The 16,279-nt window shown below is 52.3% G+C and carries 11 protein-coding genes, 2 tRNA genes and 3 rRNA genes; 6 read left to right on the top strand and 10 right to left on the bottom strand.

The window, feature by feature from the left end:
* Positions 1–52: 52 nt before the first annotated feature.
* From BWI76_RS25615 to rrf (BWI76_RS25595), 5 genes are all read left to right on the top strand, one after another.
* A tRNA-Glu gene (locus tag BWI76_RS25615) sits at positions 53–127 on the top strand.
* Between the two features lie 190 nt (positions 128–317).
* A 23S ribosomal RNA gene (locus BWI76_RS25610) occupies positions 318–3,224 on the top strand.
* A gap of 68 nt (positions 3,225–3,292) precedes the next feature.
* A 5S ribosomal RNA gene (gene rrf / locus BWI76_RS25605) occupies positions 3,293–3,408 on the top strand.
* 14 nt (positions 3,409–3,422) lie between these two features.
* Positions 3,423–3,498: transfer RNA gene (locus BWI76_RS25600), tRNA-Thr, on the top strand.
* Positions 3,499–3,537: 39 nt separating this feature from the next.
* Positions 3,538–3,653 (top strand): 5S ribosomal RNA (gene rrf / locus BWI76_RS25595).
* A gap of 226 nt (positions 3,654–3,879) precedes the next feature.
* On the opposite strand, the gene BWI76_RS25590 is transcribed toward rrf (BWI76_RS25595), so the two are convergent.
* The 3 genes from BWI76_RS25590 to BWI76_RS25580 form a co-directional block, all read right to left on the bottom strand.
* Positions 3,880–4,101: a membrane protein gene (locus BWI76_RS25590; protein WP_004125860.1), complete on the bottom strand. Its 222-nt coding sequence runs from the start codon at positions 4,099–4,101 to the stop codon at positions 3,880–3,882.
* Positions 4,102–4,383: 282 nt separating this feature from the next.
* Positions 4,384–7,494 carry an efflux RND transporter permease subunit gene (locus BWI76_RS25585; protein ID WP_024360646.1) on the bottom strand — a complete coding sequence of 1,037 codons (3,111 nt, stop codon included), beginning with the start codon at positions 7,492–7,494 and terminating at the stop codon, positions 4,384–4,386.
* Positions 7,495–7,507: 13 nt separating this feature from the next.
* Positions 7,508–8,647 carry an efflux RND transporter periplasmic adaptor subunit gene (locus tag BWI76_RS25580; protein WP_004139667.1) on the bottom strand — a complete coding sequence of 380 codons (1,140 nt, stop codon included), beginning with the start codon at positions 8,645–8,647 and terminating at the stop codon, positions 7,508–7,510.
* Between the two features lie 378 nt (positions 8,648–9,025).
* Here BWI76_RS25580 and envR point away from each other — a divergent pair, with 378 nt between their 5' ends.
* Positions 9,026–9,676: an acrEF/envCD operon transcriptional regulator gene (gene envR, locus BWI76_RS25575; protein WP_004139668.1), complete on the top strand. Its 651-nt coding sequence runs from the start codon at positions 9,026–9,028 to the stop codon at positions 9,674–9,676.
* 64 nt (positions 9,677–9,740) lie between these two features.
* Here the strand turns inward: envR and fis are convergent, their stop codons facing one another.
* The 7 genes from fis to accC form a co-directional block, all read right to left on the bottom strand.
* Entirely contained in the window at positions 9,741–10,037 is a 297-nt protein-coding gene (gene fis / locus BWI76_RS25570) for a DNA-binding transcriptional regulator Fis (protein WP_000462905.1), read from the bottom strand.
* Positions 10,038–10,061: 24 nt separating this feature from the next.
* Positions 10,062–11,027: a tRNA dihydrouridine synthase DusB gene (gene dusB / locus BWI76_RS25565; RefSeq protein WP_024360647.1), complete on the bottom strand. Its 966-nt coding sequence runs from the start codon at positions 11,025–11,027 to the stop codon at positions 10,062–10,064.
* Positions 11,028–11,355: 328 nt separating this feature from the next.
* Positions 11,356–12,096, bottom strand: coding sequence for a carbonic anhydrase (locus BWI76_RS25560; RefSeq protein ID WP_064371554.1), 741 nt, complete (start codon positions 12,094–12,096; stop codon positions 11,356–11,358).
* Positions 12,097–12,234: 138 nt separating this feature from the next.
* Positions 12,235–13,116, bottom strand: a complete 882-nt coding sequence (prmA, locus tag BWI76_RS25555) for a 50S ribosomal protein L11 methyltransferase (protein WP_064371555.1) — start codon at positions 13,114–13,116, stop codon at positions 12,235–12,237.
* 11 nt (positions 13,117–13,127) lie between these two features.
* The gene (panF, locus tag BWI76_RS25550; protein ID WP_004139683.1) at positions 13,128–14,579 is read right to left on the bottom strand and encodes a sodium/pantothenate symporter; all 1,452 of its coding nucleotides are present in this window, start codon (positions 14,577–14,579) and stop codon (positions 13,128–13,130) included.
* Positions 14,569–14,811 (bottom strand): YhdT family protein, encoded by a 243-nt coding sequence (locus BWI76_RS25545; RefSeq protein ID WP_004139687.1) that lies wholly within the window; start codon positions 14,809–14,811, stop codon positions 14,569–14,571. Before BWI76_RS25545 ends, panF begins: the two co-directional genes overlap by 11 nt.
* Before the next feature lie 110 nt (positions 14,812–14,921).
* Positions 14,922–16,271: an acetyl-CoA carboxylase biotin carboxylase subunit gene (accC, locus tag BWI76_RS25540; protein ID WP_004125846.1), complete on the bottom strand. Its 1,350-nt coding sequence runs from the start codon at positions 16,269–16,271 to the stop codon at positions 14,922–14,924.
* Between the last annotated feature and the right edge of the window lie 8 nt (positions 16,272–16,279).

Raw genomic sequence — 16,279 nt, 5'->3', positions numbered from 1 at the left:
TTGTCTGATAGATGTAAAGAAGCAAGACGGCTGCGAAGTCGCGACACCTCGTGTCCCCTTCGTCTAGCGGTTAGGACTCCGCCCTTTCACGGCGGCAACAGGGGTTCGAATCCCCTAGGGGACGCCACTTGCTGGCTGTGAGTGAAAGGCACAACCAACCGATATCTCAAAACTCATCTTCGGGTGACGTTTGAGATATTTGCTCTTTAAAAATCTGGATCAAGCTGAAAATTGAAACGACACACAGCTAATGTGTGTTCGAGTCTCTCAAATTTTCGCGACACGATGATGTTTTACGAAACATCTTCGGGTTGTGAGGTTAAGCGACTAAGCGTACACGGTGGATGCCCTGGCAGTCAGAGGCGATGAAGGACGTGCTAATCTGCGAAAAGCGTCGGTAAGGTGATATGAACCGTTATAGCCGGCGATGTCCGAATGGGGAAACCCAGTGCAATTCGTTGCACTATCGTTTGATGAATACATAGTCAAACGAGGCGAACCGGGGGAACTGAAACATCTAAGTACCCCGAGGAAAAGAAATCAACCGAGATTCCCCCAGTAGCGGCGAGCGAACGGGGAGCAGCCCGGAGTCTGAATCAGCTTGTGTGTTAGTGGAAGCGTCTGGAAAGTCGCAGGGTACAGGGTGATACTCCCGTACACTAAAACGCACAGGCTGTGAACTCGAAGAGTAGGGCGGGACACGTGGTATCCTGTCTGAATATGGGGGGACCATCCTCCAAGGCTAAATACTCCTGACTGACCGATAGTGAACCAGTACCGTGAGGGAAAGGCGAAAAGAACCCCGGCGAGGGGAGTGAAAAAGAACCTGAAACCGTGTACGTACAAGCAGTAGGAGCCTCTTTATGGGGTGACTGCGTACCTTTTGTATAATGGGTCAGCGACTTATATTCTGTAGCAAGGTTAACCGTATAGGGGAGCCGCAGGGAAACCGAGTCTTAACTGGGCGTTAAGTTGCAGGGTATAGACCCGAAACCCGGTGATCTAGCCATGGGCAGGTTGAAGGTTGGGTAACACTAACTGGAGGACCGAACCGACTAATGTTGAAAAATTAGCGGATGACTTGTGGCTGGGGGTGAAAGGCCAATCAAACCGGGAGATAGCTGGTTCTCCCCGAAAGCTATTTAGGTAGCGCCTCGTGAACTCATCTTCGGGGGTAGAGCACTGTTTCGGCTAGGGGGTCATCCCGACTTACCAACCCGATGCAAACTACGAATACCGAAGAATGTTATCACGGGAGACACACGGCGGGTGCTAACGTCCGTCGTGAAGAGGGAAACAACCCAGACCGCCAGCTAAGGTCCCAAAGTCATGGTTAAGTGGGAAACGATGTGGGAAGGCCCAGACAGCCAGGATGTTGGCTTAGAAGCAGCCATCATTTAAAGAAAGCGTAATAGCTCACTGGTCGAGTCGGCCTGCGCGGAAGATGTAACGGGGCTAAACCATGCACCGAAGCTGCGGCAGCGACACTATGTGTTGTTGGGTAGGGGAGCGTTCTGTAAGCCGTTGAAGGTGGCCTGTGAGGGTTGCTGGAGGTATCAGAAGTGCGAATGCTGACATAAGTAACGATAATGCGGGTGAAAAACCCGCACGCCGGAAGACCAAGGGTTCCTGTCCAACGTTAATCGGGGCAGGGTGAGTCGACCCCTAAGGCGAGGCCGAAAGGCGTAGTCGATGGGAAACAGGTTAATATTCCTGTACTCGGTGTTACTGCGAAGGGGGGACGGAGAAGGCTATGTTGGCCGGGCGACGGTTGTCCCGGTTTAAGCATGTAGGCGGATGTTCCAGGTAAATCCGGAACGTTATTAACGCTGAGGTGTGATGACGAGGCACTACGGTGCTGAAGTGACAAATGCCCTGCTTCCAGGAAAAGCCTCTAAGCATCAGGTAACATCAAATCGTACCCCAAACCGACACAGGTGGTCAGGTAGAGAATACCAAGGCGCTTGAGAGAACTCGGGTGAAGGAACTAGGCAAAATGGTGCCGTAACTTCGGGAGAAGGCACGCTGATATGTAGGTGAAGTGGTTTACCCATGGAGCTGAAATCAGTCGAAGATACCAGCTGGCTGCAACTGTTTATTAAAAACACAGCACTGTGCAAACACGAAAGTGGACGTATACGGTGTGACGCCTGCCCGGTGCCGGAAGGTTAATTGATGGGGTTATCCGTAAGGAGAAGCTCTTGATCGAAGCCCCGGTAAACGGCGGCCGTAACTATAACGGTCCTAAGGTAGCGAAATTCCTTGTCGGGTAAGTTCCGACCTGCACGAATGGCGTAATGATGGCCAGGCTGTCTCCACCCGAGACTCAGTGAAATTGAACTCGCTGTGAAGATGCAGTGTACCCGCGGCAAGACGGAAAGACCCCGTGAACCTTTACTATAGCTTGACACTGAACACTGGTCCTTGATGTGTAGGATAGGTGGGAGGCTTTGAAGTGTGGACGCCAGTCTGCATGGAGCCATCCTTGAAATACCACCCTTTAATGGCTGGTGTTCTAACGTGGGCCCCTAATCGGGGTTGCGGACAGTGTCTGGTGGGTAGTTTGACTGGGGCGGTCTCCTCCTAAAGAGTAACGGAGGAGCACGAAGGTCAGCTAATCCTGGTCGGACATCAGGAGGTTAGTGCAATGGCATAAGCTGGCTTGACTGCGAGCGTGACGGCGCGAGCAGGTGCGAAAGCAGGTCATAGTGATCCGGTGGTTCTGAATGGAAGGGCCATCGCTCAACGGATAAAAGGTACTCCGGGGATAACAGGCTGATACCGCCCAAGAGTTCATATCGACGGCGGTGTTTGGCACCTCGATGTCGGCTCATCACATCCTGGGGCTGAAGTAGGTCCCAAGGGTATGGCTGTTCGCCATTTAAAGTGGTACGCGAGCTGGGTTTAGAACGTCGTGAGACAGTTCGGTCCCTATCTGCCGTGGGCGCTGGAGAATTGAGGGGGGCTGCTCCTAGTACGAGAGGACCGGAGTGGACGCATCACTGGTGTTCGGGTTGTCATGCCAATGGCATTGCCCGGTAGCTAAATGCGGAAGAGATAAGTGCTGAAAGCATCTAAGCACGAAACTTGCCCCGAGATGAGTTCTCCCTGACTCCTTGAGAGTCCTGAAGGAACGTTGAAGACGACGACGTTGATAGGCCGGGTGTGTAAGCGCAGCGATGCGTTGAGCTAACCGGTACTAATGAACCGTGAGGCTTAACCTTACAACGCCGAAGATGTTTTGGCGGATTTGAGAGAAAGATTTTCAGCCTGATACAGATAACAGAATTTGCCTGGCGGCAACAGCGCGGTGGTCCCACCTGACCCCATGCCGAACTCAGAAGTGAAACGCCGTAGCGCCGATGGTAGTGTGGGGTCTCCCCATGTGAGAGTAGGGAACTGCCAGGCATCAAATTAAGTGTGCTGATATGGCTCAGTTGGTAGAGCGCACCCTTGGTAAGGGTGAGGTCCCCAGTTCGACTCTGGGTATCAGCACCAGTTTTTTAGGTTAAAGTTCGGCGATTTGAAAAGAATTTGCCTGGCAACGATAGCGCGGTGGTCCCACCTGACCCCATGCCGAACTCAGAAGTGAAACGCCGTAGCGCCGATGGTAGTGTGGGGTCTCCCCATGTGAGAGTAGGGCATTGCCAGGCATCAAATAAGTGAAAAGCCCATCCTGACGGATGGGCTTTTTGCGTTTTTGCGTCCACGAAAAAATCATATCCGGCAATGACGTTTCATCCGCTCGCTGTTATCCGAGGGAGCTTTGTCCGGGCTTCAGCAGCGGGCAATACAGTTTAAGCATCGTGGGGCTTACCTTCGGGGAAAGCGGTACCGGATATGACTTCGGTACCTGTCATGTCAGAGAAGAGAAAGGAATTAACGCGTCAATGCCACGATACCGAGCGTCAGACCAGCTATCGCGGCTGCGCCTCCGGCAATCGCGCCAGCAGTTTCCCAGTTATCCTGGGTCGTTCCTTTCATACAGGTATTGGTGTGGACTAATCTACCTTCAGAATCATAAACCGGCACACACGGAGAGTCGTGCGCACAGCCGGCGAGCAGCGTTGCCAGCAATGCCACTATAATAAATTTATTCATGATGTTACCTCTAAATAATCCGCTTCGCTGTATTGGAGAACCCATACACCTACGGAACGGTTTATTTTATCATCAGCAATACAGGGCGCCGCTAGAGTAAATAATCTCAATTTATGAGTAACGTAAATATCGTGAAGAAAGTCAGAAGACGATAGATAAATAATGTGTATGGGAAACCGCGGCAATTATTAAAAATTAATAAATACATTTAATATCATCAGGATAGTTACCGATACGCAGACGAAAAAAAAGCACCAGAAAGGTGCCTTTAGATAAGAGTATTTACTCTGCGTGTTTCGTAAAACGGCGTCTTACCACCACGAAGAAGACGGGGACGAAGAAGATAGCCAGCAATGTCGCCATCAGCATTCCGCCCATAACGCCGGTACCGACCGCGTTTTGGGCGCCGCTGCCGGCTCCGTGGCTAATTACCAGAGGCAGAACCCCCAGGATAAAGGCCAGCGAAGTCATCAGGATAGGGCGTAAACGCATACGAGATGCTTCAAGTGTGGCTTCGATAATTCCTTTGCCTTCCTTATCCATCAGGTCTTTCGCAAACTCAACGATAAGAATAGCGTTTTTCGCAGACAGGCCGATAGTTGTTAATAAACCCACCTGGAAATAAACGTCATTATTAAGCCCACGTAACGACGCTGCCAGCAGTGCTCCAACCACCCCTAATGGAACGACGAGCATGACGGAGAAGGGAATAGACCAGCTTTCATAAAGCGCCGCAAGACACAAAAAGACAACGATAAGTGAAATGGCATATAAAGCTGGCGCCTGATTACCGGATAAACGTTCTTGATAAGACATCCCCGTCCAGTCGTAGCCGATCCCAGTAGGAAGCTTGCTGGCCAATTGCTCCATTAAAATCATCGCATCACCGGTACTTTTCCCGGGCGCCGCTTCGCCAAGCATTTCCATAGAGGGCAAACCATTGTAGCGCTCCAGTCGCGGGGAGCCATAAACCCAGCGCGAAGTCACAAAAGCGGAGAACGGGACCATTTCGCCATTCGCGCTGCGGACGTACATATTATTGATATCGCTCGGCAGCATACGGAATTTTGCATCGGCCTGAACGTAGACTTTTTTCACTCGCCCATGGTCAATAAAGTCGTTGACGTAATATCCCCCCAGCGCCGCGGAAATGGTCTCATTGATATCGGATAGCGAAATACCCAGAGCCTGAGCTTTCTCCTGATCGACATCCAGCTTGAATTGCGGCGTGTCTTCGAGCCCATTCGGGCGAACGCGTACCAGCTGATCCGGATGCTCTCTCACCATACCAAGGAGCTGATTACGGGCCTGGGTTAGCGCGCTATGGCCGAGGTTGCCCTGATCGATAAGCTCAAAGTCAAAACCCGTGGCCGTACCCAGCTCGATAATAGCCGGCAGGTTGAAAGGGAAGACCATGGCATCTTTAATCTGGCTGAAGGCGGCGGTTGCTCGTTTGATGATGGCCTCAACGCCATTTTCGGAACCACTGCGTTCTTCCCATGGCTTCAGGCTGACAAACGCCATACCGGAGTTTTGGCCCTGACCGCTAAAGCTAAAGCCGTTAACGGTAAAGACGCTTTCAACGTTCGCCTTCTCTTTATGCAGGTAGTAATCGGTAACCGTATCGAGCACTTTTTGCGTGCGCTCCTGCGTTGCGCCTGAAGGCAGTTGGATCATGGTCATAAATACCCCCTGATCCTCATCCGGCAAGAAGGAGGTGGGCAGGCGCACAAAGAGCACGGCCATACCCACAACGATCAGCAAATAGATGATGAGATAGCGTCCGGTACAGCGCAGGATCCCACTAACGCTGTTAGTGTAGTGGCTCACGCTACGATCGAATTTCGCGTTAAACCAACCAAAAAATCCTTTTTTCTCATGATGATCGGCTGATGCGGGTTTCAATAATGTAGCGCAAAGCGCGGGGGTCAGGATCAGCGCCACCAGTACGGACAGCGCCATGGCGGAGACGATGGTGATAGAGAATTGCCGATAAATCGCTCCCGTAGAACCGCCAAAGAAGGCCATCGGGACAAACACCGCCGAGAGCACCATGGCAATGCCAACCAGCGCCCCCTGTATTTGCGCCATCGATTTTTCCGTCGCCTCTTTTGGCGGAAGCTTCTCTTCAACCATGACGCGTTCGACGTTTTCCACCACCACGATAGCATCGTCGACCAGAAGGCCTATTGCCAGCACCATGCCAAACATGGTTAGCGTATTGATGGAGTAACCGAACGTTGCCAGGACGGCAAAGGTGCCGAGCAGGACGACCGGAACCGCAATAGTGGGGATCAGCGTGGCCCGGATATTCTGTAAAAACAGGTACATTACCAGGAAGACGAGGATAATCGCCTCAAACAGCGTCTTCACGACCTCATGAATTGAGATTTTCACAAACGGCGTGGTGTCGTAAGGATAGACGACCTTCATCCCCTGGGGGAAGTATGGCTGCAGTTCGGCAAGCTTCGCTTTAATCGCAGCGGCGGTATCGAGGGCATTGGCGCCGGTAGCGAGTTTAATTCCCAAGCCTGAAGCCGGTTTTCCATTGATTTTAGCGACAACGTTGTAGTTCTCACCACCCAGCTCAATACGCGCCACATCTTTCAGATGCACCACTGAGCCATCCGCGTTCACGCGCAGCGTCACTTTGCCAAACTCTGCCGGGTCTTTCAGCCGTGTCTGAGCAATGATGGAGGCGTTTAGCTGCTGGCCTTTAAGGGCTGGCGTACCGCCAAGCTGGCCTGCTGCAATCTGATCGTTCTGTATCTGTAGCTGGTTAATGACGTCGACAGGCGTGAGGTTGTACTTATTCAGGAGATTGCCGTCCAGCCAGACGCGCATTGCATACTGCGCCCCGAAGAGCTGTACATCGCCAACGCCGTTAAGGCGGCTGATGGTATCTTTGACGTTCGATGCGACATAGTCAGAGATATCATCCTGAGTGGTGCTGGCGTTATCGGAGATGAATCCAGCAACCATCAAGAAGCTACTGCTTGATTTCTCGACGCTAATCCCCTGCTGCTGTACTTCCTGAGGCAGAAGCGGCGTCGCCAGCTGGAGTTTATTCTGCACCTGAACTTGCGCAATATCCGGATCCGTACCCGACGTAAAGGTCAGAGTGATGGTCACGCCGCCTGCAGAATCGCTGGTTGAGGACATGTACATCAGGTTATCGATACCGTTCATGTTCTGTTCGATAACCTGAGTCACCGTATCCTGAACGGTTTGCGCGTCCGCACCCGGATAGGTTGCGGAGATCGCCACCGCTGGCGGCGCGATAGTCGGGTATTGTGCAATCGGTAGCTGCATAATCGCGAGGCCACCAGCAATCATCATGATGATCGCCAGCACCCAGGCGAAGACCGGTCGATGAATAAAAAACTTAGACATAGGGATTTGTACCTTATTGCGCGACGGACGTCGCGGTATCCTCTTCGGCCTTCACGGTGACGCCGGGACGTACTTTCTGCAGACCGCTGACGATAACTTTTTCACCGGCTTTCAGACCGCTGGTGACTAACCACTTATCGCCAATCGCCTGCGCAGCGGTGACAGCCCGCGTTTCCACCTGGTTTTTGTCATTAACGAGCATCACGCTGGCCTCGCCGCGCGGCGTGCGGGTGACTCCCTGCTGGGGAACGAGAATGGCATTCGGCGACACGCCTTCATCAATGCGGGCGCGAACAAACATTCCTGGCAGCAAAGCGTGCTGTGGGTTAGGGAAGATCGCGCGTAGCGTAATTGAGCCGGTGCTCTCATCCACGGTGACATCAGAGAACTGCAAAGCGCCCTGAAGCGTATAAGGCTGACCGTTTTCCATAATCAACTGCACGTTTTTGGTGTCATTGCCGTGCTGCAGACTTTCCTGTTTCAGGCGCATGAAATCATTACTGGATTCGGTAACGTCCACATAAATGGGGTCGAGCTGCTGTACCGTCGCCATCGCGTCGGCCTGACCGTTCGTCACCAGGGCGCCTTCGGTCACGCTCGATTTGCCGATACGGCCGCTGATGGGAGAGGTCACTTTGGTGTAGGCCAGATTAATACGCGCGCTTTCCACGGCTGCTTTTGCAGCGATAACATCGGCATCAGCCTGGCGTGCGGTCGCCACCGCCTGATCGTACTCTTGCTGGCTGATATATTTTGTGCCGAGAAGAGGCGCGTAGCGTTTTACCGTTAAATGGGCGATGGCGGCTGCGGCCTCCGCTTTCGCTTCATCGCCCTTTGTGCTGTTGTAAGCTGCCTGATAGGTCGCCGGATCGATTTGATAAAGCGACTGTCCTGCGCTGACATCGCTACCCTCGACAAAGTTACGCTGCAGGATAATTCCATTCACCTGCGGGCGGACTTCCGCGACGCGGTAGGCTGATGTGCGGCCGGGTAGCTCCGTGGTGACGGATAGCGGCGCGCTGTGTACCACATAAACGGAGACCTGGGGTATCTGTGCATGCGGTTGCCCATCGCCTGAATTATCGCAACCGCTGAGCAAGATAGCCGAGATGATAAGGCTGGATAAAAGTGTAACCCTGACATGAGGTGTCATTGCTGTTCCTTATAGATTATGAGCCTGACTTGGCCACGAATCTGTGCAAGAAATAATGAATTAAAATGCGGTTTGTTATCCTACAAATAAAAAACGATGTATGTAAGACATAGTTATTTTTTAGCCATCAGCAAGGCACGTAAAAACAAAATATCAGGGATTATGTTTTTAGGATGATCTCAAATTAAAATTTGCTTACATTGATATTTAATTCATGAATGAATTGGAATTAATTATTTGTTGTGTGTATTTGTTTTATTTTGGTTTGAGATTTAACTTATCTGTATTTTTGCTAAACAATATTGATTGTCAGATGCTAGGTTTATACCTATTCAGCTATTTCCCACACTCTCAATCTGGCGTTGAGTGGAGCACCGTATGCCTAGAAGAACGAAAGAAGATGCGCTAAAGACCCGGCAGCTTCTGATTGAGTCCGCCATTCAGCAGTTTGCCCTACGCGGCGTGACCAGCACCACCTTAGCCGATATTGCTGATGCTGCTGGCGTCACGCGCGGAGCGGTGTACTGGCACTTTGCGAGCAAAGCGGAGCTATTTAATGAAATATGGCAACAGCAGCTGCCGCTACGCGACCTGCTTCAGCATGAATTTCCCCAAAAAGAGAGCAAGGATCCGCTCAGCACGCTACGAGAGAAATTTATTATTGGCTTACAATATATCGCCAATAATCCCCGTCAGCGTGCGTTGATGCAAATTCTGTATCAGAAATGTGAGTTTTCCAGCGACATGATGCCGGAAGCTGAGATTCGTAAGAGAATTGGATTTAGTTACCCGATTATTGGCGGGGTTTTGCAGCTCTGTATTCGTAACGGAGTATTACCAGCGGAAACGAATGTTGAAATTTCATTAATTGTCTTACACAGCGCGTTTACCGGTATTATTAAAAACTGGCTGGTGGAGCCGGGGCAATTTGATCTGTATCGCCAGGCGCCCGCTTTGGTTGATAATATTATGTCGATCCTTTGTGGGACTACACGACAGCTGGCGACAGTGAGCCATTACAATCAATGAAATAAAAAAGGCGCTTCCCCATGCCGAAGAGCGCCTTTTATATCAAACATTTAACTGATTAGTATCAGTTCATGCCGTATTTTTTCAATTTTTTACGCAGAGTACCACGGTTGATGCCCATCATCAGGGCAGCACGGGTCTGGTTACCGCGGGTGTATTGCATCACCATGTCCAACAGGGGCTGTTCTACTTCAGCCAGTACCAGCTCATACAGGTCATTAACATCCTGACCGTTCAGTTGAGCAAAATAGTTCTTCAGTGCCTGTTTAACCGAGTCACGCAGGGGCTTTTGAGTCACCTGATCCTGAGAGTTAACGGTAGAAACGGTCAGTACGTCAGAATTTACGCGTTGTTCGAACATAGTTCTGTCAGCTCTTTATTTCTATTACGCAAAATTTTCGAAGTATGCCTCCAACGCCTCCAGCTGTTCGCTGGAATCTTCTATGGCGTTGAATGTGCGCCGAAACTGGTCATCTGGAGCGTGTTCCTGCAGATACCAGGATACGTGTTTGCGTGCGATTCGGTACCCTTTTGCCTGGCCATAAAAGCCATGCAGTTCCCGAACGTGTGCACAAAGCAAGCGCTTAACCTCTGCCAACGGCAGCGGGGGCAGCAGCTCTCCAGTGTCCAGATAGTGCTGGATTTCCCGAAAGATCCAGGGTCTTCCCTGAGCGGCACGGCCTATCATAAGGGCATCTGCCCCCGTATAGTCGAGCACAGCTCTGGCTTTAAGCGGGTCAGTAATGTCGCCATTCGCGATAACCGGAATGGAAACTTTCTGCTTAACTGCCCGAATACTGTCGTACTCAGCATCTCCGTTAAACAAGCAGGCGCGCGTGCGTCCGTGAATAGTCAGAGCCTGAATGCCACATTCTTCAGCCAGTTGGGCAATTTCTACACAGTTACGGTGTTCCGGTTCCCAACCGGTGCGAATCTTGAGAGTTACGGGAACGTCCACTGCTTTGACGACCGCCGTCAGGATGGACTTCACCTGGTCGGGGTACTGCAAGAGGGCTGAACCTGCAAGCTTACGATTCACCTTTTTAGCCGGACACCCCATATTGATATCAATAATCTGGGCGCCGCTTTCCACGTTAATACGGGCGGCTGCAGCCATCTCTTCCGGCACGCTGCCGGCGATTTGCACGGTACGAATACCGGGCTCATCAACGTGCACCATCCGTAAGCGGGACTTGTCGCTCTCCCAAACCTGCGGGTTGGAGGACATCATCTCGGATACGGTCAATCCTGCTCCCATCTCGTAACACAACGTCCGGAATGGTCTGTCAGTAATGCCAGCCATAGGCGCTGCGATGAGTCGATTCCTGAGCTGGTAGTGTCCGATGCGCATGAGTTAAGAAATGACCATACTGTGACTGCAAGGCGGCGTATATTACGCATTTTTTGCACGAGATGAAAGGCCAAACTTTGAGCAATCCTCTGCGGTGGATCAAAGAATCGCCGTGAAGATTAGCGTCCATGAATAATTAGCTTTATAAATCATTGCATTAAAAATATGTGATGAATTTATCTACACATATAATTTTGTCTAACTTCTCATTTTTTCTTCCCGGAGCCGGCTGCGGGCAAGATAATCTGCTGAAGAAATCAGCAAATTACCTTGGCTTTATGTGAGTTAGCTCTCATTTCAGAACATGATCGTGAAGCATCTCTGATGTTTACTCTATGACCACGCGACCGTTCAGCGGCTGTACCGGACGATTGTTATCGTGATGCATAGCGTGGCTGAATTTTGCCAGCTGCGCTGAAGAAAGGGTCAGGGGATGCTTAAGCACAATCCAGGTTACCCCTTCTGAACAAGGCGGAGTGGTCAGAGAGCCGCTAAAGCGCCAGTAGGTTTTATCTATGGGAAGCAGGGCGTTGAGATCCATTTGCGTGACAATTTTAGCCGTCTGCTCAGCCTGCTCGGGCATGGTGGCCCACAGCTTGTTCAGTTCTGTATTTTCCGCGCCCTGCTCGAACATCACCGCCACCACGGCGACGGCGCCTTTAGCGTTCTTATGTACCAGATGCATCTCCATCGCATAGTGCTTGCCGTGGACCGTGTTTTCGCTCGGGGCATGGAAATGGAACTGCTGGAGGATAAATGGCGTACCGTCAATCGTAATGGTGTCCGCTGTCGTGGTCTTTAGCGCCGCCTGGATGGTATGGCCATTATTAATGAGCGTGATTGGGCCATCGATGTAGTGCGTATCCAGCGGTGAAAGGTGGGTTTTGAACGTGGCATCGATGTTGATGGGGGATTGGTTCATGCCGTTCTGGCAGGTTTTATACTCCTCATTGAGCGCCCCCCAGTGTTCCGGCGAACCTTCGCCTTCATAGCTCCAGTGGGAAGCGAAAACCGTAACGGGCATCATGCTTAACGCCAACAATGCCGCCTTGCCTAAAGATGTTTTCATATAATTCGTCCGATGAATAGAATGATGATTTTATTGGTAACTACAATACGTTACCTCATCATCTTATTCTTATTGAGCGCAAGATTATGTACAGAAAACGCGAAAAGTTGTGGCCTGCGATGAGGCCACAAGGAGAGATTACTTTTTATAACCGGTAATTCGGCACCACTCCTCTTTTTCCACGACGGGATCTAGCTCAAAGAGCTCGGCGTAGGCTTCACAAACGCTTTCCGCTTGGCTGGCAAGGATACCGGAAAGCCCCAGCAGACCGCCTGTAACCGGCAGCACGCTGATAAGAGGGGCCAGCTCGCGTAATGGGCCAGCCAGAATGTTGGCGACCACCACATCGGCTTTCATCGCCTCTGGCTGATCCTTGGGCAGATAAAGTTCCAGGCGTTCAGAGACCCCGTTACGTTCGGCATTATCGCGGCTGGCCTGAATAGCCTGCGGATCGATATCAATACCGATAGCTTTCGCCGCGCCCAGCTTTAATGCCGCGATAGCCAGAATGCCTGAGCCGCAGCCAAAATCGATAATCGTTTTACCCGCGAGATCGAGTCCATCCAGCCACTGCAGGCACATCGCGGTGGTGGGATGCGTACCGGTACCAAACGCCAGGCCCGGATCGAGCATCACGTTCACGGCGTTTTCATCCGGAACATCGCGCCAGCTCGGGCAAATCCACAGTCGTTGACCAAAGCACATAGGGTGGAAGTTATCCATCCACTCGCGCTCCCAGTCTTTATCTTCCAGTTGTTCGATTTTATGCACGAAACCGACGCCCAACAGCGGATGCTGCTGCAGAATGGCGACCACCTCTTCCATATCGGTTTCGGCGTCAAACAGACCGATAACGTCCGTATCGCCCCACAGACGGGTTTCACCCGGTAGAGGTTCGAAGACCGGCGTATCGTGAGTATCCTGGAAAGTAATGGAAACGGAACCCGCTTCCATCAGCGCATCACTCAGCTCTTCCGCGTTCGCGCCGGTAGTATTCAATTTCAGTTGGATCCATGGCATGGCAAAACTCTTTATTTATCAGTAGTCAATACGGCGGCTTGCGGGGCGGAGGTACCGAACCGGTTTCCGACCAGGAAAGCCAATAAGCTTAACAGCAACGAGGGCACTATCGGATGGAAGCCCAGGTACTGAAGATTAAAAGTGGCGAGTATGGCATAGAGTACGCCGCCGACGATCATCGCGCTCAATGCGCCTGTTGCATTCGCCCGTTCCCAGTACAGACCCAGAACCAGCGGCCATAAGAACACGGCCTCAAGGCCGCCGAACGCCAGCAGGTTGAGCCAGATGATCATCTCAGGCGGACGCCAGGCGGCCAGCATCATCAGGATCCCCAGCACCAGCGTGGCGATCGTTGAGATCCGCTTTAGCTTCTGTTCATTATGTTTTTTCGTCGGCTGAGCGCTGAGCCAAAGATCTTTAATGATCGTAGCTGAAGCCTGCAATAAATGGGCATTGACGTTCGACATGATCGCGGCCATCGGGGCCGCCAGAAACAGACCCGCAGCCCAGGGGGGGAGAACCTGCACCATCAGGGTCGGGATAACCTGATCCGGGACGGTCAGGTGGGGCAAAACGGCTCTACCCAGCGCGCCGGCCAGATGCATACCAAACATCAGGATCGCGACAACGATGGTACCGATGATGATGCCGCGGTGCACCGCTTTACTATCTTTATAAGAGATGCAGCGCACGGCGGTGTGCGGCAGGCCGATAACCCCGAAGCACACCAGAACCCAGAAGGAGGTCATAAATGCCGGAGTGAGGATATCGTTCGCTCCGTGCGGCGATACCAGCTTCGGGTCGATATGCTGCAGCGTATCCACGGCGTTATGCAATCCGCCTGCCGCGTGTACGACGCCAACCAGCAAGACGATGGTGCCGATCAGCATGACCATACCTTGCATCGTGTCGTTGAGGACGCTGGCGCGGAAGCCGCCGAAGGCGGTGTACAGCGCGATAGTGATGCCGAAGATCAGCAGGCCCGTTTCATATTTGATGCCGGCGGCGGTTTCCAGCAGGCGGGCGCCGCCGATAAACTGCACGGCAATCGCCCCGACAAAGGCGACCAGCAGGCTTACGCTCGCTATCCAGACGACCGCGCGGCTTTGGTAGCGCGCCTGTAGCATATCGTTAAGGGTAATCGCGTTATAGCGCCGCGCCAGAATGGCGAACTTTTTGCCGAGTATCCCTAATGACAGCCAGATTGTTGGCACCTGAATCATCGCCAGCAGCACCCAGCCAAGTCCATATTTATAGGCGGCTCCCGGCCCGCCGATAAAAGAACTGGCGCTGATATAGGTGGCGGTTAGCGTCATTGCGAGAACGAAGCCGCCCATCGAACGGCTACCGAGAAAGTATTCGCTGAGAAAGCTGCCGCTGCTGCGTTTGCGCATCGCGTAAATCGACAGACCAAACACGACCAACAGGTAAACGAGCAGTACAACGATGATTTCAAACTGCATCGTTATCCTCCAGGGAAATATCGCGGAAGATGAAACGCACCATCGCCCAGCACAGCAGAATAAACACCAGCGGTACCAGCAGGCAGGCCATTTCAAACCAGTGCGGCAGACCGGTGATACCAATACCGACGCCCGGCAGATAGGCGGCAGCCAGCCAGGCCGCAAGGTAGAGAAGGGTTAGCCACAGCGCCCAGCGCGCCTCTTTATGGGCCTGAACAAAACGCTTGTCCATTTTTTGTCCCCTGAGGATGAAGAAAGCGGGGATTGTACCGCATGGCAAAGAGGAGGGGAGAGAAAAAGAAAAAAGGCCGGGTTATCCGGCCTTTTGCAACGATGGCAGAATTACTTCTCCTGCAATCCGAGTTTTTTCTCCAGATAGTGGATATTGGTGCCACCATTCTGGAAATGCTCGTCGTTCATGATGCGAATCTGCAGATCAACGTTGGTTTTGATGCCGTCGATAATCAGCTCCTGCAGCGCATTCTTCATGCGGGCAATCGCGACATCACGGTTTTCGCCATAGCAGATCAGCTTCCCGATCATGGAGTCATAGTACGGAGGCACGGTGTAGCCTGCGTAGATATGAGACTCCCAGCGCACGCCAAAACCGCCCGGCGCGTGGAAGCGGGTAATTTTACCCGGGCTCGGCAGGAAGGTATTCGGGTCTTCGGCGTTGATACGGCATTCCACCGCATGGCCTTTAACCACAACTTCTTCCTGCTTGATGGACAGCGGCTGCCCTGCAGCGATACGCAGCTGTTCTTTAATCAGGTCGACGCCGGTGATCATTTCGGTTACCGGATGTTCAACCTGAATACGGGTGTTCATTTCGATGAAATAGAACTCGCCGTTTTCGAACAGGAACTCAAAAGTACCCGCGCCGCGATAGCCGATATCGACGCACGCTTTGGAGCAACGCTCGCCGATATAGCGACGCAGTTCCGGCGTAATGCCCGGCGCTGGCGCCTCTTCGACCACTTTCTGGTGACGACGCTGCATGGAGCAGTCGCGCTCAGCCAGATAGATAGCGTTACCCTGGCCATCAGCCAGTACCTGGATCTCGATGTGACGAGGATTCTCCAGGTATTTCTCCATATACACCATGTCGTTGTTGAAAGCGGCTTTCGCTTCCGCTTTGGTCATGGAGATGGATTGCGCCAGCTCAGCATCGCTGCGCACGACGCGCATACCGCGACCGCCGCCGCCGCCGGAGGCTTTGATAATCACCGGGTAGCCAATGCGTTTTGCATGAGCGCGGTTAACGTCCATATCTTCGCCCAGCGGGCCGTCAGAGCCCGGTACGGTCGGAACGCCGGCTTTCTTCATTGCGGTGATAGCCGACACTTTGTCGCCCATCAGGCGGATGGTGTCAGCTTTCGGACCGATAAAGATAAAGCCGGAACGCTCAACCTGCTCAGCGAAGTTTGCGTTTTCGGACAAAAATCCGTAACCCGGGTGAATAGCCACCGCGCCGGTGATTTCAGCAGCGCTGATAATCGCCGGGATATTAAGGTAGCTTTTTACGGACGGCGCCGGGCCGATACAGACCGTCTCATCCGCTAACAATACGTGTTTTAAATCGCGATCCGCCGTTGAGTGCACAGCAACGGTCTTGATGCCCAGTTCTTTACAGGCACGCAGGATACGCAATGCAATCTCGCCGCGGTTGGCGATAACAATTTTATCCAGCATGTTCGCCT

Source organism: Klebsiella sp. M5al (genome assembly GCF_002090195.1).
Lineage (GTDB): Bacteria > Pseudomonadota > Gammaproteobacteria > Enterobacterales > Enterobacteriaceae > Klebsiella > Klebsiella grimontii.
This window is presented reverse-complemented; position numbering and strand designations above follow the sequence as displayed.